At 56.4% G+C, this 25,502-nt stretch carries 19 protein-coding genes and 3 pseudogenes; 14 read left to right on the top strand and 8 right to left on the bottom strand.

Going from position 1 to position 25,502, the window contains the following annotated elements; all coding sequences use genetic code 11:
- Window positions 1–286 precede the first annotated feature (286 nt).
- Complete coding sequence (locus tag CLM72_RS13980; RefSeq protein ID WP_105226849.1) at window positions 287–1,099, top strand: M949_RS01915 family surface polysaccharide biosynthesis protein; 813 nt, start codon at window positions 287–289, stop codon at window positions 1,097–1,099.
- Window positions 1,100–1,207: 108 nt separating this feature from the next.
- Window positions 1,208–2,122 (top strand): tyrosine recombinase XerC, encoded by a 915-nt coding sequence (gene xerC / locus CLM72_RS13975; protein WP_105226848.1) that lies wholly within the window; start codon window positions 1,208–1,210, stop codon window positions 2,120–2,122.
- 83 nt (window positions 2,123–2,205) lie between these two features.
- Here the strand turns inward: xerC and CLM72_RS13970 are convergent, their stop codons facing one another.
- Window positions 2,206–3,417, bottom strand: coding sequence for a multidrug effflux MFS transporter (locus CLM72_RS13970; RefSeq protein WP_105226847.1), 1,212 nt, complete (start codon window positions 3,415–3,417; stop codon window positions 2,206–2,208).
- Between the two features lie 157 nt (window positions 3,418–3,574).
- Between CLM72_RS13970 and CLM72_RS29615 the strand changes: the two are divergent.
- Both CLM72_RS29615 and CLM72_RS29610 read left to right on the top strand, forming a co-directional pair.
- Window positions 3,575–4,330 (top strand): annotated as a pseudogene (locus CLM72_RS29615) (MCP four helix bundle domain-containing protein); the annotation flags it as partial.
- Complete coding sequence (locus CLM72_RS29610; RefSeq protein ID WP_370694803.1) at window positions 4,325–5,188, top strand: methyl-accepting chemotaxis protein; 864 nt, start codon at window positions 4,325–4,327, stop codon at window positions 5,186–5,188. The pseudogene CLM72_RS29615 and the gene CLM72_RS29610, both read left to right, overlap by 6 nt.
- A gap of 118 nt (window positions 5,189–5,306) precedes the next feature.
- Here CLM72_RS29610 and CLM72_RS13960 read toward each other — a convergent pair whose 3' ends face one another.
- Entirely contained in the window at window positions 5,307–5,645 is a 339-nt protein-coding gene (locus CLM72_RS13960; protein ID WP_105226845.1) for a hypothetical protein, read from the bottom strand.
- Between the two features lie 369 nt (window positions 5,646–6,014).
- Here CLM72_RS13960 and CLM72_RS13955 point away from each other — a divergent pair, with 369 nt between their 5' ends.
- The 7 genes and pseudogenes from CLM72_RS13955 (at window position 6,015) to CLM72_RS13930 (ending at window position 10,562) form a co-directional block, all read left to right on the top strand.
- Entirely contained in the window at window positions 6,015–6,338 is a 324-nt protein-coding gene (locus tag CLM72_RS13955; RefSeq protein WP_105226844.1) for a hypothetical protein, read from the top strand.
- Window positions 6,335–7,204 (top strand): annotated as a pseudogene (locus tag CLM72_RS13950) (IS66 family transposase); the annotation flags it as partial. The gene CLM72_RS13955 and the pseudogene CLM72_RS13950, both read left to right, overlap by 4 nt.
- Window positions 7,125–7,367, top strand: coding sequence for a transposase domain-containing protein (locus tag CLM72_RS29605; protein ID WP_371920463.1), 243 nt, complete (start codon window positions 7,125–7,127; stop codon window positions 7,365–7,367). The pseudogene CLM72_RS13950 and the gene CLM72_RS29605, both read left to right, overlap by 80 nt.
- Before the next feature lie 204 nt (window positions 7,368–7,571).
- Window positions 7,572–8,279 carry a response regulator transcription factor gene (locus tag CLM72_RS13945; protein ID WP_256595406.1) on the top strand — a complete coding sequence of 236 codons (708 nt, stop codon included), beginning with the start codon at window positions 7,572–7,574 and terminating at the stop codon, window positions 8,277–8,279.
- A 146-nt stretch (window positions 8,280–8,425) separates the two neighbouring features.
- Window positions 8,426–8,653 (top strand): hypothetical protein, encoded by a 228-nt coding sequence (locus CLM72_RS29600; protein ID WP_371920462.1) that lies wholly within the window; start codon window positions 8,426–8,428, stop codon window positions 8,651–8,653.
- A pseudogene (locus CLM72_RS13935) lies at window positions 8,553–9,980 on the top strand (IS66 family transposase); the annotation flags it as partial. The gene CLM72_RS29600 and the pseudogene CLM72_RS13935, both read left to right, overlap by 101 nt.
- 3 nt (window positions 9,981–9,983) lie before the next feature.
- Window positions 9,984–10,562: a plasmid pRiA4b ORF-3 family protein gene (locus CLM72_RS13930; RefSeq protein ID WP_105226842.1), complete on the top strand. Its 579-nt coding sequence runs from the start codon at window positions 9,984–9,986 to the stop codon at window positions 10,560–10,562.
- A gap of 440 nt (window positions 10,563–11,002) precedes the next feature.
- Here the strand turns inward: CLM72_RS13930 and CLM72_RS13920 are convergent, their stop codons facing one another.
- The gene (locus tag CLM72_RS13920) at window positions 11,003–11,698 is read right to left on the bottom strand and encodes a response regulator transcription factor (RefSeq protein WP_105226840.1); all 696 of its coding nucleotides are present in this window, start codon (window positions 11,696–11,698) and stop codon (window positions 11,003–11,005) included.
- A 426-nt stretch (window positions 11,699–12,124) separates the two neighbouring features.
- Between CLM72_RS13920 and CLM72_RS13915 the strand changes: the two genes are divergently transcribed.
- Window positions 12,125–15,742 carry a transporter substrate-binding domain-containing protein gene (locus tag CLM72_RS13915; protein ID WP_158688685.1) on the top strand — a complete coding sequence of 1,206 codons (3,618 nt, stop codon included), beginning with the start codon at window positions 12,125–12,127 and terminating at the stop codon, window positions 15,740–15,742.
- Window positions 15,743–16,206: 464 nt separating this feature from the next.
- On the opposite strand, the gene CLM72_RS13910 is transcribed toward CLM72_RS13915, so the two are convergent.
- The 3 genes from CLM72_RS13910 to CLM72_RS13895 form a co-directional block, all read right to left on the bottom strand.
- Window positions 16,207–17,592, bottom strand: a complete 1,386-nt coding sequence (locus tag CLM72_RS13910; RefSeq protein WP_105226838.1) for an IS4 family transposase — start codon at window positions 17,590–17,592, stop codon at window positions 16,207–16,209.
- A gap of 1,429 nt (window positions 17,593–19,021) precedes the next feature.
- A complete protein-coding gene (locus CLM72_RS13900; RefSeq protein ID WP_105226837.1) occupies window positions 19,022–19,630 on the bottom strand; it encodes an RNA polymerase sigma factor in 609 nt (202 codons plus the stop codon).
- Between the two features lie 231 nt (window positions 19,631–19,861).
- A complete protein-coding gene (locus CLM72_RS13895) occupies window positions 19,862–21,133 on the bottom strand; it encodes a TolC family protein (RefSeq protein ID WP_256595403.1) in 1,272 nt (423 codons plus the stop codon).
- Between CLM72_RS13895 and CLM72_RS29280 the strand changes: the two genes are divergently transcribed.
- Window positions 21,132–21,365 (top strand): hypothetical protein, encoded by a 234-nt coding sequence (locus CLM72_RS29280; RefSeq protein WP_256595402.1) that lies wholly within the window; start codon window positions 21,132–21,134, stop codon window positions 21,363–21,365. The two genes, CLM72_RS13895 and CLM72_RS29280, sit on opposite strands and share 2 nt — an antisense overlap.
- A gap of 21 nt (window positions 21,366–21,386) precedes the next feature.
- On the top strand, window positions 21,387–21,689 hold the full coding sequence (locus CLM72_RS29275; RefSeq protein WP_256595401.1) for a hypothetical protein: 303 nt from the start codon (window positions 21,387–21,389) through the stop codon (window positions 21,687–21,689).
- 70 nt (window positions 21,690–21,759) lie between these two features.
- Here the strand turns inward: CLM72_RS29275 and CLM72_RS13890 are convergent, their stop codons facing one another.
- Complete coding sequence (locus CLM72_RS13890) at window positions 21,760–23,001, bottom strand: HlyD family type I secretion periplasmic adaptor subunit (protein WP_105226835.1); 1,242 nt, start codon at window positions 22,999–23,001, stop codon at window positions 21,760–21,762.
- Window positions 22,998–25,385 (bottom strand): type I secretion system permease/ATPase, encoded by a 2,388-nt coding sequence (locus tag CLM72_RS13885; protein WP_105226834.1) that lies wholly within the window; start codon window positions 25,383–25,385, stop codon window positions 22,998–23,000. The genes CLM72_RS13890 and CLM72_RS13885 overlap by 4 nt, the downstream gene beginning before the upstream one ends.
- Window positions 25,386–25,502: the final 117 nt, after the last annotated feature.

Below are 25,502 nucleotides of genomic sequence, written 5' to 3'. Positions count from 1 at the left end.
AACCCCGGATTGCTCTGAAGTGTTGGATACAAGGTTAAGCGCAAAAATGTTCAACGAATATGAAAGGCGGATGAAAAACCCGTTTATTTGACAGGTAGACAGCTAGGGTTCAGCTAGGTAATCAAGGCGTTACATCTAGACGTCAGATGGCAGTATCGGAGCGTTATACAGGGCGCTTGGTTCAATCTCAGCCTTGTGATCAGGCCAATGCTTGCCCTTCAACAATCTTCTCTGCATTAGCGCTCAAGTGCCGGTAAAGTAAGCGCTCTCTTGCCAGGGTACTCGGATGAATAGCGTGCAGCTTTTACGCGGCCAGTTGCGGCCAGCGCTGATGGGATTGTTGATGACGGTGGCCTGTGTCACCAGCGTGCGGGCCGATCAAGGCGTCGCGCTTACCCCACTGGATCAGGTGCCGGACGGGGTGGAAGTGCGCGGCAAGCAGGTCGCGGCTTACACCTGGGATGACCGCCAAGGCAAAAACCTGCTGGTACTCGCCGAGCAAGTCGGTGAGCGCGATGACGATGGTACCCAATCGGCCTTTGTCTACGCGGCGCAATACGTGCTGAGTGGCGAGCGCCCCAAGCGCGTGTGGATGCTGTACGACGATGTGCAGCACTGCGAATTCGACGCAGGGCTGCGCTTTGACCGGGCTGCCACCAAGGTCACCGACCTGCTGGGCGACGGCAATACCCAGGCCACGGTCGGTTATTCGCGGGCCTGCACCAGTGATGTCAGCCCCAGCGAATTCAAGCTGATCATGCATGCCGGCAAGTCCGAGAAGTATCGTCTGCGTGGCCTTGACCGCGTGGGCGCCAGCTGGTGGGACGAGGACGCTGGTGCCTTGCGCGGCATGCCCCTGCCCACCGACTGCAGCGTCGCGGCGCAGCAAGCGCTGGTCAGCCAATACAAGGAGCAGGGCACCGAACTGCCACTGCCAGGTTGCTATGGTGACGAGAAGGACTTTGCCAAGGCGCCAAACAATTACCTCGCCTTTATGCGCCAGCATTGGTTCGCGCTGATGCAGCAACAGGACGCTGACTGGAGCCAATCCCAGGCCCAACCCCAGGCAGCCAGCGAAGACGACGAATCGGCCCCATGATTTTGTGCCAGGGCCGGTCCTGGGTTAGACTCGGCCTTCGCCAATCCACTAAATACATCGACTAATCAAATAGTTGGTCGGTGTATTTAATCCAAAGGCTGATCTACCTTGACCGAGTCCATTTGCAACCCGCTGACCCTATATCTCACCCGCCTGGCGCCTTCCAGCCAACTGACCATGCGCTACGTGCTGCAGGATGCCGCCGACCGCTTGGGTTTCGAAGACCTCAACCTCGAAGAGATTGACTGGCACCTGCTGCAGCCCGAACACGTCATCGCATTGGTGGCTGCCTTGCGCGAAGACGGCTTTGCGCCGAACACCTCGTCGTTGTATGTGAATGCGGTGCGCGGGGTGATGAATGAAGCGTGGCGCATGAGCTTGATCAGCCAGGACCACCTGTTGAAGATGCGCTCGGTCAAGGCCACACCCGGCACGCGCCTGAGCCAGGGCCGCAACCTGCGCCGCACCCTGATCCGCGAGATGCTCGACGTCTGCGCCGCCGACCCTCGACCTCAGGGCCTGCGGGATGCCGCAGTGATCGGCCTGTTATATGGCTCGGGCATGCGCAAGTCGGAGTCGGTGAACCTGGACCTGGAACAGATCAACTTTGACGAGCGCAGCTTGCGCGTGATCGGCAAGGGCAACAAAGAGCTGGTCAAGTACGCGCCGGACTGGGCGTTTACCAAACTGCAGGCCTGGTTGGCGTTTCGTCGCGAGCACCTCAAGGAAGGCGAGCAAGACGACAGCTTCCTGTTCAACCGCATCCGGCGAGGCAGCCATATCACCCGAGAGCGGATCACCAAGCATGCGATTTACTACATCGCACGTCAGCGCGGTGATCAGGTGGGGGTCAAGATCATGCCCCATGATTTCCGTCGTTCGTTTATCACCCGGGTGATCGAGGAGCATGATTTGTCGATTGCGCAGAAACTGGCGCATCACACCAACATCCAGACCACTGCCAGCTATGACGTGCGTGACGACAATGAGCGCCGGCGGGCGGTGGACCGATTTGATTTGTAGGTGGTAGCCTGAGACACACCACGATCCAATGTGGGAGCTGGCTTGCCTGCGAAGAGGGCCTCACAGGCGACCAGGATGTTGGATCAGGAGGGTGGCGGCACGCTTGAGGCCAGGTGAGCTGGCAAGCGGCGCAAGGTCCACAGCGTGGTAACCATCGCGGCAAGCGCACACAGCGCAATCCCGATCAACATCGGCGCTGGAGTATGGTCGGCGAACACGCCCACCAAGGTCATCGCCACAGCAGCCGTGACCATCTGGATCGCACCCAGCAGTGCAGACGCAGAACCCGCCACCGCACCATGATCCTCCAGCGACAGCACCCCGGCCGCCGGCAATAGCAGGCCAAGAAAGCCGAAACCGATAAACAACAGCCCCATCATCAAGCCCAGGCTGTCACCCCACAGTGTGGTGCCCGCCAGCAAGCTCATGACCGCCGCCACGCCCACCACCGACCAGCGAATCAACGGCGCCAGCCCAAAGCGGGCGCTGAGGCGGGCGGTCAGTTGGCTCATGGCGAAAAACGAGGCCGCGTTGAGCGCAAAGCACAGGCTGAACTGGGTTGGCGTCAGGCCAAAAAACTCGATGTACACGAAGGGCGCGCTGCCGATGAACACGAAGAAGGTGGCCAGGCCAAACCCGCACACCACCGACAAACCCGTAAAGACCGGGTCGCGGAGGAGGGCGCCATAACTGCCGAACGCCTGGCCCAGCGTCTTGCCCAGGCGGCGCTCGGCCGGGTGGGTTTCTGGCAGTTGTACTGCGGTCATCACCAGGCACAGCACGGCCACCACCGCCAACACGGCAAACACTTCGCGCCAGCTCCAGATCGAAATCACCAGGCTACCGGCCAGTGGCGCGAGGATCGGCGAAACACTCATCACCAGCATCAACAAAGCCATCAGACGCGCCGCTTCATGGCCGGTGTACAGGTCACGGACAATCGCCCGTGGGATCACCATGCCCGCACAGGCACCGAACGCTTGTATGGCTCGAAAGCCGATCAGCACTTCGATCGTCGGGGCCAGTGCGCAGCCGACGCTGCCAATGGCAAAGATCACCAAACCCGCATAAATCGGTGGTTTACGCCCGAACACGTCGCTGAGGGGGCCGTAGAACAACTGGCACACGCCGATAATCATGAAGAACACCGTCAAACTCATCTGCACGGCCGCCGGCGAGGCCTGGAGGCTGGCGCCCAGGGTCGGCAGCGCCGGCAGATAGATGTCGATGGCAAACGGGCCGACGGCGGTGATCAAGCCCAGCAACAGGGCGAGACGGGCGATACGTTGAGGCATTTGGCAGATCCAGGTAGAGCAACGGACGGTCAGCTTAAGGGAACCGCGCAGATCCGCAAACTTAGGCTTCACTAACAAGCAACAGCTGCCGATACAGCTAGCAGCGACATTGAAACGGTTGGGTTCCCAACCGGCGGTCCTGGCACGGGGTACCACTATGACGATCAAATTACGCTTGGTGCTGTTGATTGCGACCGGGTTGCTCACCGCATTGATCATGAGCCTGGCCGGCTACCTGGGCAATACGCGGATGGCCGATGCGGTACAGGATAACGACGTCAGCATGACGGTACTGCGCAACCACATGGAAGCCGACATGATGCACGACGCCCTGCGTGCGGATGTACTGTCGGCGATGTTGGTCGGGTTGGGCAAAAGCACCAGTACGCCGGCCGAGGTCAACAGCACGATCAAGGAGCATGCCGAGCACTTTCGCGAGGTGCTGGCGGACAATCTCAAGCTGCCGTTGGACGCCTCGATCAAGGCCAGCCTGGAAAAAATCAAACCCAGCCTGGACACCTACATCAGTGCCGGCGAGCGCATCGTCGCGCTGGCCCTGGACAATCCCGAGGCCGCACGAGGGGAACTGCAGACATTCAATGCCGCGTTCAGCCAACTGGAAGATCAAATGGCGGCGTTGAGCGAACTGATCGAAAACCATACCCAACTCACCAGCGCCGGTACCCGGCAAACCATCAGCAACGCTAACTGGACCTTGATTATCGTATTGGGGGCGAGCCTGCTGTTGCTGCTGGCCCAAGGACGTTGGGTGACCCTGAGCATCATGGGGCCGTTGCGCACCGCCAGCCGTATAGCCCAGAGCATTGCCCATGGCAACCTGAGCGAGCCGATTGTCGAACCCAAGAACCAGGACGAAGCCAGTGCACTGATTCGCAGCCTGGCGACGATGCAGCGGGATTTGCGCGGCATGATCGAAGTGGTTCGCAGCAATGCCCATGGCGTCAATGGCATGAGCGAGCGCCTCAGCCAGGGTTGCCATGAAGTGGCAGGCAGCAGCCAACAACAAAGCGTCGCCGCCAGCACCATGGCCGCCGCCGCGAGCGAAATGACCGCCAGTATCGAAGAAATCACCCGTCACGCCCAACGTGCCCTGGACATGGCCAGTCAGGCTGAAACCCTGGCCAAGGACGGCGGCCGGGTTATCCACCAGGTGGTCAGCGACATGGATGGCATCGCCCGTTCTGCCCAACAGTCAGCCCAAGTGATCCGCACGCTGGACAAGGAGTCCGAGGCGATCTACAGCATTATCCAGGTGATCAAGGGGATTGCCGACCAGACCAACCTGCTGGCCCTGAACGCCGCCATCGAAGCCGCCCGCGCCGGTGAACAAGGGCGCGGGTTTGCAGTCGTGGCCGACGAAGTACGCAGCCTGGCCGGACGCACCAGCGCCTCCACCCAGGAAATCGCCAGCATGGTCGGGAGTATCCAGCAGAACACCCGTGAAGCGGTGATCAGCATGGAGGAGGGCGTTGCCCAAGTGGACAAGGGCATGGCGGTGACTGCCGAAGTGGAACGTGCCATTCGCGAGATCCTCCAGGCCACGCTGAGCACCACTGAATTGGTCAACGATATTTCCCGCACTATTAGTGAGCAGAGCCTGGCCAGCAATGAGATTGCTCATCAGGTGGAGAGGATTGCGGGAATGTCGGAAAGTAACAGTCGAGTGATTGGCGAGACGGCGTCGACGACGGATGAATTGTCGAGTTTGGCGGGGAAGCTTTCGCAGTCGGTGGATCGGTTTAGGCTTTGATGGATGACGATCAGATATAACTAAACTAAATAACTATTTAGTTTAGTTATAATACATATAGATATATGGAGGCGGAGGGACCAGAATTCATGGCCCCTCCATCTAATTTATGCGTGTGTCACCAGGTTAGTTGGGTAACACGGCCCTGAGTCTGGTCGAATTCGCCTTGGCTCACCGTAATCGGCGCACCAATGCTCAAATCATCCGAATCTCGCTGCCAAAGCCTGAAAATCGGTTTGCCGGCCAGCTCCAAAACTACTAGGTCATCTTGGGTAGGTGGACTGACAATACTGTATTCCTCAGTGATTCCTGGGTATCCAAAGCTAACTGAAGCTGTGCCTTGATCAAAATCAGCGATTCGTTTTGGCTCAACATGAGCATCGACTTCAAGTGTGAAAATGTCCATTTCCATTGAGTCTGATTTGTTCTTGCGCGTGAAGGACAACTTGAATTTCATCCATGACCTCAATTATCGGTAGCTGTGGTTTGAGCGTGTAGATTCTCATGACGTGCTCGGATAAGCCAACCGTGACGGAGTTGTCGTCAGGTGTCGCGAGCCTGTTTGACTTACGCTTTACTGATATCCAGGTACGGGTTGCTGCCAAGTGATCGAAGCCTGTGCCAGGCTCGAAATCTCATCACCAGAGCCCCCCAGTCCCGTACATGATGGTACGCATAATGTATATTATGTTAAACGAGGTGCTATGTCAGATATGTTCATAAGCTACGTAAGTCACTGATTCGACCAATTCGTTTTCGACGTCTACTCTTTCAACGGGCCATGTCCATAGTGTTCATGACGATTCCTTGAATGAGGTGGCTGTCGATGAAACTGATTCAGTGCAGGTTCTCTTCAGGTCAACGACTACCGCTGCTTGTACAAGCTGGTGATGCGACGCCTTTGCCCATACTCATTCCGTTCATCTACGTCCAACTCAAACTCAGGCACCGCGCTTACAACACGGCTGCGGCGCACCTGCGCGCGATCCAGGCTTTCTACGCCTACGCCAAAAGCCGAGATCTGGATATCGATGAGGCCATCTTGGCCTGCCACTTTGAGGCGATTCTGGCTTTGCTGGACGGTTACGCTATTTGGCTCCAATCAGCCTGTCGTCCTGTTTACGCTGATCTGGCAAGATCGGCGGCATGACTTCGATCCCCGACCTTGACCAACTGAATCCCGAACAACTGCGTGCACTCGCGGCGCAGTTGCTGCAACGCGTCTCGGCGCTCGACGAGCAAGTTGAAACGATGGGCAAGACCGTCCAGGTCATGGACAAGAAGATCCATCACGACAAAACGTTGATCGAAAAACTCAACCACGAGATCGCCCAGCTCAAGCGTTTCAAGTTCGCCAAACGCAGCGAGCAAATGAGCCCGGAACAGGCCAGTTTGCTCGACGATCTGATCGATACCGATATCGCTGCCATTGAAGCGGAACTGGAGTCGCTGCAAGTTACTCCGGCACCCTCCCAGGAAAAGCAGAAACCCAAGCGTCGAGCCTTGCCGCCTGAGTTTCCCCGCACGCTGATCCATCACGAGCCGGACAACACGGAGTGCGCCTGTGGCTGCGCGCTCAAACGCATCGGTGAAGATGTCAGCGAGAAGCTCGATTACACACCTGGCGTGTTCACCGTGGAGCGCCATATCCGTGGCAAGTGGGTCTGCGACAGTTGCGAAACACTGATCCAGGCTCCGGTGCCAGCGCAGGTGATCGACAAGGGCATCCCGACTGCGGGCTTGTTGGCCCACGTCATGATTGCGAAGTTTGCTGACCATCTGCCGTTGTATCGCCAGGAAGCCATGTTTGGCCGCGCCGGCCTGGTTATCCCGCGTTCGACCCTCGCCCAATGGGTTGGCGCCTGTGGCGTGCAGTCGCAGCCACTGATCGATGCGCTGCGCGAAGTGGTGCTTGAACAGCCGGTCGTTCACGTTGATGAAACGCCGGTGCAAATGCTCATGCCGGGCACCAAGAAAACCCATCGTTCCTACGTTTGGGCTTACGCCACCAGCCCGTAAGGAACTGGAACCGGACATACGCCGCCGAATACGGCAGGAAAAGGCGGTACCCGTTGGGCACGATCCATATGCCTACCAGAAGGATGTGCTGACGCGCCTGCCTACGCAGCGAGCAAGTGAGATTGCAGAGTTGCTGCCGCATAGGTGGCGTCCGGCTTAGTCGTGCAAGACGGTTTGCCCGTACGCTTACCGTAAGAGTCCGCACGCGAACTCAGCAGTGGATAACCTGACGCCTGCAGCGGTGAAGCCACTGGCATCGCATCTCGTATAGATCGACGTGAACGTGCTGCAAAATATCCGTACTAACGAGCTAGAACCCCTATGTACCCTTGCAGTTACAAGCCACTCAAGATCTGTCCCAAAAATGCACGCCTCAATTGCTAAGACCTGGCTGATTGGTGAAGAATTGCCTACTCACTTATTCAATGGCCGCACCATGAACAATCAGGTAGTAATCGTCGATGACCATCCAGCCATACGCATGACCCTCCGTCTCTTGCTGGAAACGGAAGGTTACGAGATTGTGGGTGAGGCTGAAAATGGTGCACAGGCGATGAACCTCATTCAGGCCCTTCAGCCTGGGACGGTGATTCTTGATTTAGGACTGCCCAAGGTTGACGGTTTGACCGTGCTCAATCGCCTGACCGCGTTACGCCTCCCGGTAAAGGTCATTGTGTTGACCGCTCAAGTATCGGATAGCCTAGCGATCCAGTGTATGCAGGCCGGCGCTCATGGTTTCGTCAATAAACATAAAGAGCTGTGCGAACTAGTGAACGCGATCCAGGCCGTCGCCAATGGGCACAACTATTTCCCTGATGGGACTTTTTGCCTGCCCCTTCATAAAGACAGCAACGGTCACAATGCAAAATTATTGAGTACCCTCTCCACCCGCGAATTGAGAGTACTGCAGCAACTGGCTCAAGGTCTCAGCAACAAACAGATCGCCGAACGAATGTTACTGAGTAGGAGGACTATCAGCACTTACAAAACCCAGCTCTTAGTCAAGCTGAATACAAGTAACTTACTCGACCTATACGGCCTGACAAAGCGCAACGGTTCAGCGGGGGCTTAATGCTAGAACGTTTCAATTAAGTTTAAACCCGCATTATCAACTTAGCATTTCTGCCGCACTAATCCCTGTCGAACGTTGCCCATTCAGCATGTCGGCGCCACACCGCCCATAGAATCGCTCGTGAGCATGACGTCAATGCCAACCTAGTGTTTCGCTGGCGGCGTCAATATCAGGAAGGGTTATTCGGCACCGTCAGCCAGAGCGCAACGCTTTTGCCCGTCCAGGTGATTGAGGCGCCAATCGATCTGCCACACGTCGTCCAGCCACAGGCGGAAGCGCTTGAAAATGATGATCGCCAAGCTGCGTCGTACGCAGTTCGGTCGCAGCTCCGAGCAACTGGACGCGATGATCGATCAACTTCAGTTGAGCCTTGAAGAGCTGCAAGTCAGCCAAGCCGAAATGACACCGCCAGTCGAACCGGCACCTCGCGCAGTTTCGCGCCGCAAACCATTGCCCGAACACCTGCCTCGCGAAACTCACGTGCATCAGCCCGAGTCGCAATGCACGGGCTGCGGTGGGAAGCTTCGCTATTTGGGTGAGGATGTGTCCGAAGTGCTGGAGTACGTTCCGGCACGTTTCAAAGTGATCCGCCATGTTCGCCCCAAGTGGGTCTGCCGCTGCTGCGAGCACATCGCCCAGGTGCCGGCGCCAAGTCGACCAATAGCCCGAGGCCTTGCAGGCCCGGGGTTGTTGGCCCATGTGCTGGTCTCCAAGTTTGTCGATCATCTGCCGCTGTACCGGCAGTCCGAGATCTACGCCCGTGAGGGCGTGGAGCTGGAGCGCTCAACCCTGGCCGACTGGGTGGGCCAGAGCAGCCAATTGCTCAGGCCGCTGGTCAACGCCCTTGAGCACCACGTCATGAGCGGTCACAAAGTCCATGCCGACGACACGCCGATTGGCGTGCTCGCGCCGGGCAACGGCAAGACCAAAACGGCTCGCCTATGGATATACGTGCGCGACGACCGACCTGCGGGTGACTCGACACCTGCGGCGGTTTGGTTTGCCTACTCGCCGGATCGCAAGGGGCAACATCCGCGCGCTCATCTCAAGAGTTTCAGCGGGATCTTGCAGGCTGACGGCTACGCCGGTTTTGCTCAACTGTATGCGACAGGCACTATTGAGGAAGCCGCCTGCTGGGCTCATGCCCGACGCAAGTTTTACGATGTCTACAAAGACCAGGCTTCACCCCTTGCCGCCGAGGCGCTGCAACGGATTGCGGCCCTGTATGCCATCGAGAGCGAAATTCGAGGGCGACCGCCCGACCAACGCAAAGCGATTCGGCAAAGCCGGGCCAGTCCGCTGCTGGAACACCTGCACGCATGGCTTAATCAGACGCTGACTCAACTGTCGAAAAAGTCGGCATTGGGCGGTGCAATCCTCTATGCCCTCAACCGGTGGCAGGCCTTAATGCGCTACTGCGATGACGGCCGAATCGAAATCGACAACAACGCTGCCGAACGGGCGCTACGCGCCGTCGCGCTGGGCCGCAAAAACTACCTGTTTGCCGGTTCCGATGCCGGCGGAGAACGAGCCGCAGCGATTTACAGCCTGGTGGGTACTGCCAAGCTAAACGGGTTAAACCCACAGGCCTATCTGACCTGCGTGCTTGAACACATTGCCGAGCACCCGATCAATCGGGTGAGCGAGCTGCTGCCCTGGAACATATCCTTGAACCACACTGAACACTGTGAGGCCGCCTGATTCATGGTTAAAACTGTCCGTTTACCCAAACCCGCCCCCGACCTGTTGCTGCTGCACATCGAGCTGAAGTGGATCACTCCGAAGATTTGGCGTCGGTTCGCGGTGCCTGAAAACATCACCTTGGGAAAATTGCACCATGTCATCCAGATCGTGATGGGCTGGAGTGATAGCCATCTGCATGAGTTTGAAATTGCCGGTGAGAATTACGGCATGCCCGACCCTGATGGCTGGGGGCCGACGGTAAACCCGGAAGCCCGTAAAACGCTGATCAAGGCGCTGAACGGAAAGCGGACATTTAATTATCTCTACGACTTTGGTGACAGTTGGCATCACAGTATCAAGGTCGAAAAAACGCTATCCGCTATTGCCTGTCCTCAGGTGCCGTACTGCATCGACGGCGCCAATGCTTGCCCACCGGAAGACGTGGGTGGCGGGCCTGGTTACGAGGAGTTTCTGGAGGCGATGGCCAACCCCAATCATCCAGAGCATGACGCCATGGTTGAATGGCATGGCGATGTTTTTGATCCAGCGGCATTTGAGTGCGAGCGCGTGAACCAGTGGTTTAAACGGATTAAGGTTTGAGTTGCAAGGCGGTGTAGCTCGGACGCTTACGATCAGCCCCCTTCCCCGCCCAATAATCATAATAGGCGAGACCACTCTTAGTCGTTGATAACAGCATTGGGGTGTTGCTTGCTCTTCGCTGAGTGGCACTTGGCGCTAAAGCCACCATGAAGCTCGCGCTGGATCGAGGCCCCGATTGGGCTAGCCATGATGATAATGGTATGAGTAGACGTCAGTTCGCCCCCCCCTGGACACCGCAAGCGCTCGACGCTTGGGCAAAGACTCAGAGGGTAGCCGCAAGTGATCGAGAGTCTCCCTATGGCATCACCCTCGGTGCCATATATTTTCCCTCCAAATGGATTCGCCAGGCCAAGGATCAAGAGCTGGGAAAACGGGACGTATTGGCGATCATCTCGTCGATACGCAGCGCTAGACACTCCGAGGTCATCTAAACACCAGACTCAGATGTTCTTGAGATCCAAATGCAGCTTGAACAGCTCAGTGTCGGTGCGCACATTCAACTTACGCATCGCGGCCTGTTTCTGCCCACTAATGGTTTTGCGACTACGCAAGAATTTGTCAGCGATTTGAGAAACTGACATCCCCTCCAGACAGCAGCGCAACACTTCACGCTCCTTCGGCGACAAGGCTGGGTAATCAACGAGCGTATCAGCCCCCTCAATGGGTCTATCCTGACCGGTTGTCGCCAAAGGTGTTTGAGGTGTCGAGTCCAGTTCAGCAGACATGGCCGGCGAAAGGTATAAACGGTCCAATGCTACCATTCGGATCGCACGCACCAGTTCTTCAGTCGCCTGAGACTTGCCAAAAAAACCATTAGCCCCAGCGAGAATGGCCATATTGACGGTCGCAGGTCGCTCAATGGAGGAAAAAATCAGAATCCGCAACGCTGGATAATGATTGTGTAGCAACTGAATCAGTCGCAAACCATCCAGCTCCCCGTCGCTCAGCTGATAATCAAGCAGCAGCAGGTCGGCCTGTTGAGTACGTAAGGCCTCAAGCAGCTCAGGACTACTTGAATAGACCCCTGTCACCTTGAAATCCGACTCCATAGACAGTCGAACTTTCAGTGCTTCACGGATCAAGGTGTGATCGTCAAGCAGCACTATTCGCAAGGGTGAAACGACCGACCACTTCATTCAGGACTCCACAACACCGGCAAAAAAGAATCAGATAACTCCTACAAGCCTGTGAGACTCGAAGCACCTTATCTTAAGTGCGGGATGAAATAAAACATAAACAGTTCTGCCTATGCCGCCCATTACGACAAACTATTCGCCCCCAGGTGGGAGACATCGGGTGTGGGGTCAGCGAACCGGATAAAAATCGAGCCCCTTGAATGATTACTCCCCGCACAGGCCCGCATGGGCGAACAACACCTCCGTCCGGCGCGTCAGCCTTTGGGACAAGTCTCGTTTCCTCCCGATACACCGCGATGTCAGAATTATCCGATTTGCGCAACGCGGGACAACGCAGTAGAGGCTTGCTAGATTCATACTCATGAGACTCACGGGCTCACTTGGAACCCTTCTGATAATCAGCGCTCTCAACGGAACTGAACCGCCTTGAATATTTCTCGTTTTTTATTCGCTTGGCCATTGGCTGTGCTGCTGATTGGACTGCTGACAACGAGTGTGCAGGCTCAGTCGCCAAAACCGGCTGAGCTGCTGGTCAATGCCCCAATCACGCCCCCACACGTCAACTTCGATGCACAAACCCGCGCCTGGCTCGGTACGCATCCCGAAGTCACTGTGGCCATCTGGAGCGGCGCCCTTCCGCCGCTGCACATGGGGTTCGAGCAAAGCAAGTTCGAAGGTGTCGCCGCCGACTACTTGGGCGCACTGCGCGAAACTACCGGGTTACAGCTTAAGATTTTGCGTTTCGCAACCCGTGCTAAAGCCCGTGAGGCGCTCGAGAAAGGTCAGGTCGACATGATCGCCCTGCATGATGTCAGCGAAGGCCAGGATGGCGCGATCACCCAGTCCCGGCCCTATCTGCTCAATCACAAGGTCATTGTGCGGCGCATTGGGGAAACCCTGCACCCTGCAGAAGACCTAAAAGGTCAGCGTTTAGCCTATGTCGGTGACGATGTGGTCGGAGCCCAACTGCACAAACAGTATCCAGACGCAACACTGATCCAGCACTCCAATCATTTGAATGGCTTGGCTTCATTAATGTACGACCAAGCCGACGCTTTCTGGACTGACGCCATCACTGCCGAGTTTCTGATCCGCTTGTTGTACAGCAACGACGTCTATATTTCCGGTACTGCACTCTCCACCTCTGCGGACATCAACTTTGCCGTCAGTGATCGCAAACCGCAGTTACTGGCAGCGATCAACAGCACGCTGGACGCGATTCCGCCCGCCGACATGATGCGGATCACCATGCGCTGGGGACTGAGTAATGATTTTGTGGTAGATGAACCGCCCCTAGATCTGAACCCAACCGAGACCGCATGGTTGGCAGCTCACCCCAAGATCAAGGTACTGGTGGCTGGGTCCTACGCACCACTGACCTTTTTTGATGACCGTGACCAACTGCAGGGGTTGAGTGCAGACTTGTTGAAAATCGTCCAGCAACGTACCGGCCTGAAACTTGAAATCGTCCGCAGCACCGGTGTTCCAGGCATGCTTAAAATGCTTCAGAGCCACCAAGCCGATCTCATCGCCGCGCTGAGCATCGGTGACTTGCGGCTCGATGCCAAACAATACACCCGCCCTTACCTCATCAGCCCGTTTGTCGTGGTCACCCAACGCTCGGGGACCCCCATAAATAGCCTTGAGGAGCTCAAGGGCGAGCGCCTGGCCATCCCCTCCGGAAACCCACTTTCAAACTGGCTTCTAGAGCAACATCCCGAGATTATTCAGGTTCCGGTCCCCACGGCTGCGCGTGGCATTGAACTGCTCTCTGAGGGGGATGTGGGTGCCAGCGTGCATACTCAGTTCGGCGCCGACTATTTCATCAAGCATCATTTCCAGCAGGACCTGCGAATTGCCGCCGTCATCGGCCCCACCCCAGGTCGGGTCGCCATGGTCGTTGGCACGGATAACATGGTCCTGAAAAGCATCATCAATAAGGTACTGTTAGATATTCCTCCGGAGGAGCTCAAGACCTTGAATGACCGTTGGCGCAACCACGCTGCGCCCGCAGTTGCCAGCTCATGGAGTACCTATAAAGACAGTGTTTATCAAATCCTTGGCGTAGCCGCCACCTTCGTTCTAGCGTTCCTGATCTGGAACTACTACTTGCAAGCTCAAATCAAGAAGCGGCGCAAAGCCGAGCTGGCCTTAGGCGATCAATTGGCTTTTAGTAAAACGCTCATCGACGGCTCGCCCATTGCACTCTATGTGCGCGATAGGGACGGAAAGCTGGCGCACTGCAATCGGGCCTACCTGGAATTCCTGCAAACCACTCAGGAAGAAGTCATCGGTAAGACACTTCTAGATGCCGGCGTCATCTCCCCGGCGTTGAGCCTTCAGTATCACCAGATCTATCGGGACACCGAGCAACATGGTGAGCCGACCTTCGCCGACCTGGAAATAGAGGTAAAGGGCCTTCCCCGCCGGATCTATCACTGGACCCTGCCTTTTCAGAGTAGCACTGGAGCGTTCTCCGGGGTCATCGGGGGTTGGCTGGATATCAGTGAACGCGAACAGTTGGTAGAGCAACTGCGTCTGGCCAAGGAGGTCGCTGATGAGGCCAACGACTCCAAGTCGATTTTCCTAGCCAGTATGAGCCACGAAATCCGCACCCCCATCAGCGCCCTGATCGGGTTGATCGAAATGCTCCGACTGCGTGGCGGCAGCGCTGAGGAAGTCGAAAAAAATCTGGCCGTAGCACATCAATCAGCACAATCGTTGCTGTCCTTGATCGGTGACATCCTTGACCTGTCGAAAATAGAAGCAGGAGCCATGGTTCCATCACCACGGTCTGCCAATCTTGGCGAAGCCATTCACTCCATTCACAGATTGTTCGAGGTCAATGCAAAAGCTAAGAACTTGACGTTCGACCTGGTGATTGAGGCCAGCGACCAACAGGTAATCATCGATTCACTGATGCTGAACCAAATCGTTGCCAATCTAACCAGCAATGCCATTAAGTTTACGAAGGAAGGATTTGTCGAACTGTCCTTGATACAATTGCCTGATGATACCAAAACGGGTTTTGGATGCTATTCGATCGAAGTTCGCGATTCAGGTAGTGGGCTAAATGAGTCTCAGCAAAAAGCCATCTTCGAGCCCTTTGTTCAAGTTTCACCCAACGTCAGTGGTCAACGAAGTACCGGACTGGGGCTAAGCATTTGCACACGCCTGGCGACGCTGCTCAACGCCCAGTTGAGCGTCCATAGTCAACCTGGTAAAGGCTCTTGCTTCAAGCTGCAATTCAATGCCGAGCGCACAGAGGAAGATGCCCGCCAAGCCTCACCTCAAGTCCCGATTCGAACAAATCATCGCCTGAACATCCTAGTGGTTGAAGACCACGCTCCCAACCGTCTGTTGTTGTGTCAGCAACTCGAATACCTTGGCCATCGCGCAGTGCCATGCGATGACGGTGAAACCGCGTTGGCAGAATGGACGCACGCCGATCCACCGTTTGACCTGACCATTACCGACTGCAATATGCCGCGCATGGACGGGTATGAACTGGCCCGGCAAATGCGCGCCATTGAACAGCGTCGGGCAGTCGGTGCCCACCCAATTTTTGGCCTCACCGCCAATGCCCAATCCCAGATCATCCAGGACTGCCTGGAGGCTGGCATGAACCAGTGCCTGTTCAAACCCATTGGTATCGAAGCATTGAGCGAGCAAATCAACGTCGTTTCGACCCAGGTCAAGCGTCGGGTTCACTCCAACCAAACCATCGGCGGTGAGCTACAGAAACTGCGGGTGCTGTGTCCGGACATGTATGCGCCACTGGTCAACGAGATGGCGCGCACCAACCAAGAAGACAGCGCAAGACTTGATGAACTGTTGCGTGATCACGACTTCGAGAAAATCGTGGCGTTGGCGCACAAAATTAAAGGTGGCGCGCAAATGGCTGATGCTCGGGGGTTGATCGATGCGTGTGCGCAGCTGGAGTCAGTGGCGCTTCAAGGCAATATTGCCTCCTGCGAAAAGCAGGTCAAAGTGCTGCTGAGTGCCATGCACTCGCTGGAGCAGTTTTTGCTGGACGGCCTCTAGCCGATCCTCAACAATTCTGGCACCAGTTCTACTGCATAGTAATTAGTTGGTCTAGCCATAACTCCGTCCCATATTCGGGCGGCATGAATTGATGAGCCATAGAGGTGGTCAACCCAAATCAGCACAACGACGTCCCATGACGGAGTAACAGCGCTGTCCAAATCAACGATCCACGCAGGTTATGTCAGCAGCGTGGTCGGAGCAGCCCTGAGTTGCTGTACCACTCGTGCATCAGTAGCTGATGCACCACAGCCTAGAAAGGCGGTATCAGCTAAGGCCTCGCGTGCGAGGCGACTACACACCTCTTGCTAGGCTAGCCTCAGGGACAGCACTGCTTGGTGATCAAGTGCTTGGAGTGCTCCAGGTGCTCAACCATCGACGTTTTCGAATTGCACAGGAACGTAAGCCGCAACAGATCGAGTTTTCGTTGCGGTTACCATGATAGGGTTATACCCGAATGGCACTTACTTAACCTTCTTCGGGTGTCCATTTCTCCTGACCTCGGCCCTTGCCGCCGAGCGCGTCTGCATCAGCATCGGGTAAGGCTTGGGCCTTCGTTTTATGGCGCGAGGTTCAATCCGTCCCGGCCGGTTTCCGACACGTTTTCTGGCGATCAGTTTGAGTAAATCCTGCACCCTATCGTCCTGTTCGTCGGAGCTGTACTGCTGCATCGCAAGGAATAATTGAAGGCTATGTTTAAAGCTAAGCTCGCGTGGCAAGCAATCAGCTAATAGCGCTGATTTGGCCATGATCATCCGAATCAAATTATGCGCCAGCAGATACACCCACAACTCTTTTACAGCCATGCCAGGCGTCTTGCAGCTCAACGTTTCAAGCCCCAGCGTTGTCTTGATATTGCGTAGATCCTGCTCAACATGCCAACGGTCTTTGTACAGTGATTTGAGCCCAGCTTTGGGTACTTGCTGCGGGCAGTTCAAGGTGGTCACCAGGATTTTTCCGCCGGTTTTCAGTTCACGTACTGTCAGTGTTTCAGGCGCATCGTCGTAATAAGGTTGGCTCATCCAGGAAGGTCGACTCCTAGGTTTTGTCAGCTCAACCAAATAATCTTCCGGCCCCAGCGATTGCCCGAGCCGAAAGTCGGTACTGCGTCGCCTAGCGCCATATTGTTCGAACACGCCGTCGATCCCACGACGTTGCAGTTCGCACAGCAAAAAGTACGTTGCGTAGTAGGCATCGCCCAACACAATGTCGCCTTGATTCAGAGTGTCGAGCATCGTCCTGAGCAGCGTCTGCTCATCGCCACCTTTGCCTCGAAAACGTCCCAGCGAGGCATCTAAAACAGCACCGCTGGCCAGGCAAATGATTCCTACCAAACGGCAGATGGGGAAACCCAGTCCTGCTTTCTGACCACGCGATCGCGGATAGGCAGCTTGGTTGGCCGCAGTGTCTGGTAGGGTCACCGTGGTGCCATCTACGAGGCGCACCGGGCGCCCCATCCAGCGCCAGGATGGTGACGCGTTGTTACTCATCGTTGATCCCGTGGAGCGCAACAATGTTGAAACCATCTCTACCGGTAACCGCGCCCGTGCTTTGCAATAAGCGCCGGTGTACACGCTGCTGGGGCTTAGCCCATCGCAGCAACGTTTGATCGAAAAATCATTCACGGCCTTCTGACAAGAACGGTCGGCATTCATGGCTTGAGCCAGAAACATCGACAGCGTTTCAGTCGGCGGGAACAACCGTTGACGATGCTTGGGCATCACTGACTCGACACGCTGTAGCAGCGCCGGATCGGCTAGCAGCTTAAAGAACGCATGGGCATTGCTGTTTTTAGCGTGCTGCTGAATGCGTTGCTGTTGATGCCTGACGATTTGACGTCTACGATTCACGCGGGCTGTCCTTGTTCTAGTGGTGTGTGTTCGCAACTATCACCGTAGACCAAGGGCGGCCTTTTTTCATTTTTTGCAATTAGATCAGCCGGTTAGCTGTTAAGTAAGTGCCATTCGGGTTATACCCAATTCGCCTAGGAGTAAAAGTCGTAACCATAAAAAAGGTTCGTGACCGACCATCTTTTGAATGAGTGATCACAATACGGTTGTTTAGATCAAGGCGAAGTGCCGTCTTCCACCCACACCAACTGTTGACTGCTGGCCCGGTCCCCAAAAGAGTTCAGCCTTCGTCGGCATTTGAAGGTCCTCTCGCGGATAACAGCAATCATCCCACCCGAATAAGCTCGACCATCAATAAAGCATGCCTTCATGGTGTTAAGCGTGGTTGGAAGACTTTTACTTTCATAGCTGTACCGACTGTAGGGGGCTACGCCATTTTCTGCGGCGACGGCTGCAGTACCAATTACCAGAATCACCAGGCCTATGATTAAGCGCATTTTATACCTTGTTCTTTTTAGTTAGAGAGACATGGAATTTAGCAACACAACCGGCTCAACAACGAAACCGCTATTAAAGTTTAACGGATTGTTTATCTCCCTGAAGTTTGACATTGCCGTTCTGCCCATCCAGACATGAAACATCTGAATTGACCAGTGGGTCTGGATGGGAGGCTGCCCGCGTTGGTATGTATATATTGATACCGGCGCCCCCCTTAACAACGTACATGATACGGCGTCGCTTGCTGGTTACGCGCGAAATAACCGACTCGATATGGCAGTAATGTATTAGGCACTTTCACGGCCTGATGTATTTGAGACTAATCTTACAGCCATGCGGCGCACTCTAATCTACGATTTCCGTCAATGAGAAATCACGTTAGATAGGTACCAGAATGTATTCACCTCATGCCACACCCAACGAGGATCCAACTGTAAAATTCAAGCTTGAGCTCAACCGACTGTTACGCCTTCCACATACTGACGGAAGAAGCGCCATCGAAATTGCCAGGCGTTCTACTGAAAGTGAACAACAGACCTCCGACCTTACCTAAGATAAATGAATCAGTTGCCCGGCCGGCGTACTGATACCTACACGGCTCGACTCACGCATTACATCGGCGGATTAGCTGGATACTTTTACCGATCGGGTAGTAAGGAGGGTGACAATCATCCCTTCTTCGTTGCGAGAAGATTAAACCTGTCTCTATAGACCGTTACTACGTTTGCGTGTTAGGTACTCGGAGAGTGTATTAGCGTCCGGGTATGGTGCCCTCCGGTATGGCGCGCAGCGTGGCTTTCATCAGGTGCATTTGACGAATAAATCGCCGGCAATTGGGACAGCACATCAAATGATGATGTGCTGTCCCATTGCCCGAAAGCTCAACTGCCCATCGAGATAACGACGGGGCCGAGCCGCGAGCACTTTACGGTCAGCATTCACCGACTCTCTCAAAATGCTCTACGATCGCAAAGACCTTCAAGCGTGCCCTATGCAGTAGCACACGGGCATTAGAGAGAGAAATATCAAGAAGATTACAAATCTCTCCCAGTTCCAGCCCCTGGCGTTCGCGCAGCAACAAAACGCCGCGTTGCAAATCGGGCAAGCACAATAACGTGCGCTCTAGACATTGGCGCAACTCGTTTTCGGTCAGCAATGCCTCCGGGGTGTCCTGATGCCAGGCGAAAGGAGCCAATAACCAATGACCGTCGTCTGGCGAAAAATGATCATCATCAATAATGCCATGAGGTGACGACAAATCATCAAGCAATACTTCTCGACGATTCTGTTTGTAGTGGCGCTTGGCCGAGTTGGCAGTGATCGTCAGCAGCCAGGTCTTGAGGCTTGAACGGCCTTGAAAACCGGCTAGGTTGCGCACCACCGATAGCCAGGCGTCCTGCACCACTTCATCAGCATTGCGCGTGCCGACGATGGCATAAGCAATGGCACGCATCGCGTTCTGATGGGTGCTAACGAGCTCCTCGTAAGCCCGCCGCTCTCCTGCCAGCAGGCGTTCGAGCAGTTGCGCCTCCTCATTCATAGGTATGTTGTTCCATTTGAGCGCAAAGGGTCATTCAGCCTGGAAAAATCCAAACCCGGGGTAACGCTCTGCACACCCCCGTCACTCGTACTCGACAGAAAGTGGTATGCGAGCCCGCAACGTTGCGTAATTGCCCCATCTGCAACGGCAGTTTTTCGAGTTAGCTGACTGATTGGAATTTCAACGGACTGTTCAGATTGAGGGCTACACTGAGCGCTAGCTGCTAACAACTCAGCGCTCTGAGCCACGCAGCCACCCCACCAATGTACCGGCCCCAGCGTACTGGCGCAGGATCGCCTGATAACCGTCAAAGCGGTTGGTAATTTCACTCACCCGATTGCCGTAGTGGTCACTTTCAGCCGACAGCACATCCAGCAACGTACGCTTGCCTAGGTGGTACCACTGCTCATAAAACGCCACACGAATACCGTCGGATTCCACCGTCAGGTTGCGGTACAACTCGGCCCGCTCCAGAAAGGTCATGGCTTCGTGGTTGGCGGTACGAATTCGGTATTCCAAGTCCAACCGTTGTTGCTCCACTTCTTGTCGACTGGCCTCGGCGCGCTGCAATGCAGCACGTTCCGACGCCCGTGCCGAGCCGCCACGAAAGGCGCCCCAGGTCACAGCAAGGTGGGTTTCCCAGGGTTGTTCACGGCCCAGGGAGTCTTCGGCGGTGGATTTGCTGACGACCCAGTTCAACTGTGGCAGCGATGACGAACGCACGACCTTGGCCTGCAATTCGGCGGATTCGGTCTGGGCCTTGGCCTGATTGATGACCGGGTGGTCCTCGGTCTTGGACAACAGGTGATCGAGATTGGCCAGGCGGATGTTCCACTCCTTGGTACGCGGGATCATGATCGGCCGATCCCCCACCAATTTACGCAAGCTGATTTCCGCGTCCTTAGCGCGGGTGTCGGCTGAATCGCGTGCAGCCTGGGCCTGCAGCTGACGTGCCTTGGCTTGGGTCAGTTCGCTGGAGCGTCCCTTGTCCACGGCCACAATGCCGGCGAGCATTTTCACCAGCTCATTCATCCGGTCCACGTATTGCTGGCTGAGGTCAACAATGATGCGCTGTTTGCCTAATTCCACCAGTGTGCGGGTCACATCAAACGCCGAGTTCTCCAGTTCTGCGTCAATCGCTGCCGTGGCCGCCGCGGACAAATGACGTCGGCTGTCGATGGTGTTACGAATCCGTCCCCAGTCATACACCGGTGTGACGACATTGAGGTTGATACCGCTACTGCTCCCATCACTGTCCTCTGACCCCGAACCGAATTTCTTCGAACCGGCCGTCGTACCTAAGTCGACCTGGGGGTAACGCTGACCCTTGGCTTCGTCGATGTCGGCATCAGCGGCGGCAAGCTCTGCGTGGGCCCGTTGCACTGTGGGGCTGCGCTCGGCGGCGGCCTGGACGGCGCGATGGAGAATCTCCTTGAGCTCCTGCTCCGAAGGACCTGCCGCGGCGCCCTGACGGCTGGCCAATCGAGCCGGCAAACCGCTCATGGCTAGCGCAGATACACCGGGCACCGTACTCGGGCGGATTGCAGAGGCTGGTGTCGTGGCAGGCTTGAATGTCGCCACCGCCGCTCTTGGGACAGGAGCGATTGTCGCCGGTTTTTCGCTCAACCGCGCCGGGGCAAAGGTCACCGTGGCAGGGTCCACCACCTTGGAAAACTGCAGTCCACCGTCATTCGGCCGTGGCGCCCTGGCCACGGTGTTCACCGGTACTGAGTAGGTCGTAGCCGGTATCGACGGTTTGAACGCTACCGGCGCGATTGGCTTAGTCGTTGCCACCGATTTGAGTTCCACAGACCTGACAGGCTTGGCCGCCGCCGCCACCGAATTAAACTCTATCGGCGCGCCGGGCGCGGTCGTTGTCTCCGTTATAAATTTCACCGGTTCAGCAGGCTTGGTCGCTGTCACCGTTTTGAATGCCACCGGTGCGCGAGGCTTGGCCTGCGCCGACTCAGCAGCGGCTATGAACATCAGCAATTCATCAGCTACGACACTCGACGAGGCACAAGTCGACAGACACAAGAACATCGAGCGCAAAAGGTAAAAGCGGTTACGCGGCACAAACAGATCCTGAGCCCGCAAAGCACACTGCGGGGGATTTTTAGTCGTCATGATTATCGCTCCCGAAAGGCTTCGCGCGCCTTGAGCACGGGCTTAAGTAAGTAATGAAGAATGGTTTTTTCCCCAGTGCGGATTTCAACCGAGGCCACCATCCCGGGAATGATCGGCAGTGATTTGCCGCCCGCCGTCAGCTCACTACTGTCGGTGAGCACCAGCACGCGGTAATAGGTGTCGTCGGGGCGTCCGGCCGCAGCTTTCTGATCGTCTTTCAAGGTGTCCGGGCTGATGTGCTCGACCTTACCTTTCAAGCCACCATAAATGGCGTAGTCATAGGCAGTGATCTTCACCGTTGCCGGCAGACCAGGGCGCAAAAAGGCCACGTCGGAGGGGCGAATCTTGCCCTCCACCAGCAGTTGCTCTTCCAGTGGCACGATCTCCAGGATGTGCTCGCCCGGCTGAATCACACCGCCGATAGTGCTGACCCGCACGTTTTTCACGGTGCCGCGTACCGGGGCGGTGATGGTGGTGCGGTCACGGATGTCGGCGCGGCCGATCAGGTTTTCGCTGATCTGCGACAGCTCCAGTTCAAACTTCGCCAATTCAGAACTGGCGTCAGCCTGGAACTTGTTGATGCGCTCGACGATCTGCGACTTGATATCGTTGGCCGAACGCTTGATACGCAGTATTTCGACTTCCGACATCAATCCCTTGGCCGCCAGCGGCTCGGCCAGGCGAATTTCGCGAGAGGACAGTGCGTAACTACGCTCCAGAGCACTGACGCTGTCATTGAGTGCACGCTTGCGTGACTCATAGGCCCGGGTTTCCTGGGCCACGACTATTGGGTCTTCCTTTACCATGTCTTCGAACTCCAGCGGCTGCTGATAAGCCTCTGAACGCAGGCGGGTAATGGCTGCCTTCAAGCCGATCACCTTCGACAGCGCTTCGCGATAGCTGGACTCGGCACGGGTGGCGTCGATTTTCAACAGCACCTCGCCCTTCTCCACTATCGCGCCTTCGCGCACGTTCATCTCGGAAAGAATTCCACCTTCCAGGCTCTGGATCACCTGTTCGCGACTCAAGGAAATGATCTTGGCTTCGCCCAGGGTAATTTCTTCAACTCGAGCATAATTGGCCCACACCACGCCAATGATCAACACCGCCGCGATAAGATAAATCACCAACTTTGAGCCCGGTGTGGTTTGTGACAGCAGGGACTCCTGTACGTCGTTCATGAACTCGGCATCGCCGGGTTCCAGAGCAGCTTGGGCGTTACGACCCCAAAATTTACGAATCACGATGCTACCTCTGCCTGCGCGGCTGCTGTGGCAGGCGTCACGGGTGGCTGGTTGGAGACGTTAGCGTTTTTACCTACCATGAAGGCCGGTTTGGGTTTTACTTTTGCTGCCGATGTCGCTGCGGGGGCCGGAGTTTTGGCCGCGACGGCTTGTCTCTGGCGACGGGCCCGTTGGGGGGCCTGCGTAGCCGCAGGTTTGCCGGATAACTTCGCAAGAATTTCATCCTTGGGGCCATCGGCCACGACCTTGCCGTCATCCACCACCACGATGCGGTCCACCAGCGCCAGCAGTGACGGCCGATGAGTCACCACCACTAGGGCTTGGCCTTCGGTGGCGTGCTTGAGGTGCTCGAGAAACTGCGTTTCGGTTTGTGTGTCCATGGCACTGGTGGGTTCATCCAGCAGCAACAACTTAGGGCGCGCTAACAAGCTGCGAGCCAGGGACACCAATTGCCGCTGCCCGCCCGACAAACCTTCGCCGGACTCACCGATCGGCAAGTTGATGCCCTTGGGATGCTTGGCTGCGATGTGGTCCAGACCGGTCAGGCGCAATACACGCAGAAACTCATCGGCGGTGGATTCGGGGCGGCCAATCATGACGTTCTCGCGCAACGAACCATAGAACAGCCGCGCGTCCTGGCCCACATAACCGACGGCTTTACGCCAGTCCGCCGGATCGATCTGGTTCACATCCAGGCCATCAGTGAACATCTGCCCTTCGGTTGGTGAGTACAGCCGTGCCATGACCCGCAGCAGAGTGGATTTGCCACTGCCAATACGCCCCAGAATCGCCACGCGCTCACCAGCGGCCACGGTCAGATTGACCCCTTGCAGTACGGTCGGGTTGGGTTGCATGGGCGGTGCAGGGTAGGAAAAACCCACATTTTTGATCGTGATCTGCCCCGACAGTGAAGGCTTAGGCAAGTACTCATGGGTCGAATCCCGATCCACCGGCATCGCCATCAAACCGTTCAGCGAGCTCAAAGCAGCCTTGGCCTGCTGGAAACGCACCGCCAGGCCGATCACTTGACCTAACGGGCCCGTCGCGCGACTGGCCAGCATCACAGTGGCGATCAAGGCCCCCATGGTCAGGTCACCGGCATCGATCAGGTACACGCCGATGATGATCAGCACCACCGTTTGCAGTTGCTGCAAAAACGCCACTACACCGGTCGCCACGCTGGACAGCGAGCGCGACTTCATTGAAGTGGCGGCCGACAGGGCACTGAAGGTTTCCCAACGGCGTTGCATGTAGGGTTCACCGCCGACCGCCTTGAGGGTTTCCAGGCCCTCTACCGACTCCACCAGCACACCCTGCTTGAGCGACGCTTCACGCATGTTCTCTTTCATGGTGCGCGCCAACGGCCATTGGATGATGACACTGATGATCAAAATCAGTGGGATCAGCAACAGCGGCACCCAGCCCAGCGGGCCGCCGATCACGAAAATAACCCCGACGAACATCAGCACGAACGGTAAGTCAGAAATCGTCGCCAGGGTGGCCGAGGTGGCGAAGTCGCGCACCGACTCGAACTCACGTAACTGGTTGGCGAACGAACCGGACGAAGCCGGCTTGTGTTCCATCTGAATTGACAGCGCTTGGCGGAACAGTATCGTGCCCAGTACCAGGTCAGCCTTCTTGCCGGCCAGGTCCAGTAAATGCGCCCGGACATACCGCGACACCGCCTCGAAGATCATGGCAATTGCCACACCCACGCCCAACGACCACAGCGTAACAAACGCCTGGTTCGGCACCACGCGGTCATACACGTTCATGGTGAAAAAGATACTCGCCAGGCCCAGGACGTTGATCAATACCGCGGCAATAGCGGCGCTGCGATAGTAGCTGCGGTAGCGCCATAGGGTGCTGAGTAACCAATGGCCGGCCGGTTGCGGGGTTTCGTCGCCAGCGCGCAGGTCAACCTTCGCTCGGGGTTTGACCAGGATGGCGTGGCCGGCGTACATCTCGTCCATGCTCACCTGGTCCAGTTCCACCGGCTCACTGCCGATTTCCGGCAGGATCACCTGGTAGCGATAGGCTTTCTTGCCTTCGTCATTGGTGCCGATAAACCGTCCAAGCAGAATGCAACCGCCCTGCTCCTTGCGCAGCAGCACCATCGGCACCAATTGCTTGGGCAGCGCTTGCACCCGACGCTCCACCAACCCAGTTGACAGTCCGGCAGCCGACAACGCCGCCAACGCCAGCGAAGGGGTCAGCAAGCCACCCTTGGGCAGTCCGGCGGTCAAGGCTTCGGGACTTTTCCCGACACTGTAATGGTCACACATCCAGGACACGCTTTGCAGCAGAGTGTCCTGAATCGTCGTTTCGGGCGGGGGCAAAGCCTTAGCCGCAACGCTTGAACCAGCAGGCGCGTCAGTCGTCATCACAAGAGTCCTGAATTCGGACCGCCAACCGGCAGCCTCAACGAAATGGATAGTTCATGGCCTGCTCCGTCGAGTGCGGTGTGGGCCATGAAGTCAGTAGGACAATTCTGACTAGCT

Origin of the sequence: Pseudomonas sp. MYb193 (assembly GCF_002966775.1) — a bacterium.
In the GTDB taxonomy this organism is placed as follows: Bacteria; Pseudomonadota; Gammaproteobacteria; order Pseudomonadales; family Pseudomonadaceae; genus Aquipseudomonas; species Aquipseudomonas paracarnis.
Note: the sequence above shows the minus strand (reverse complement) of the source record. Positions and strands in the feature narration are given on the sequence as shown.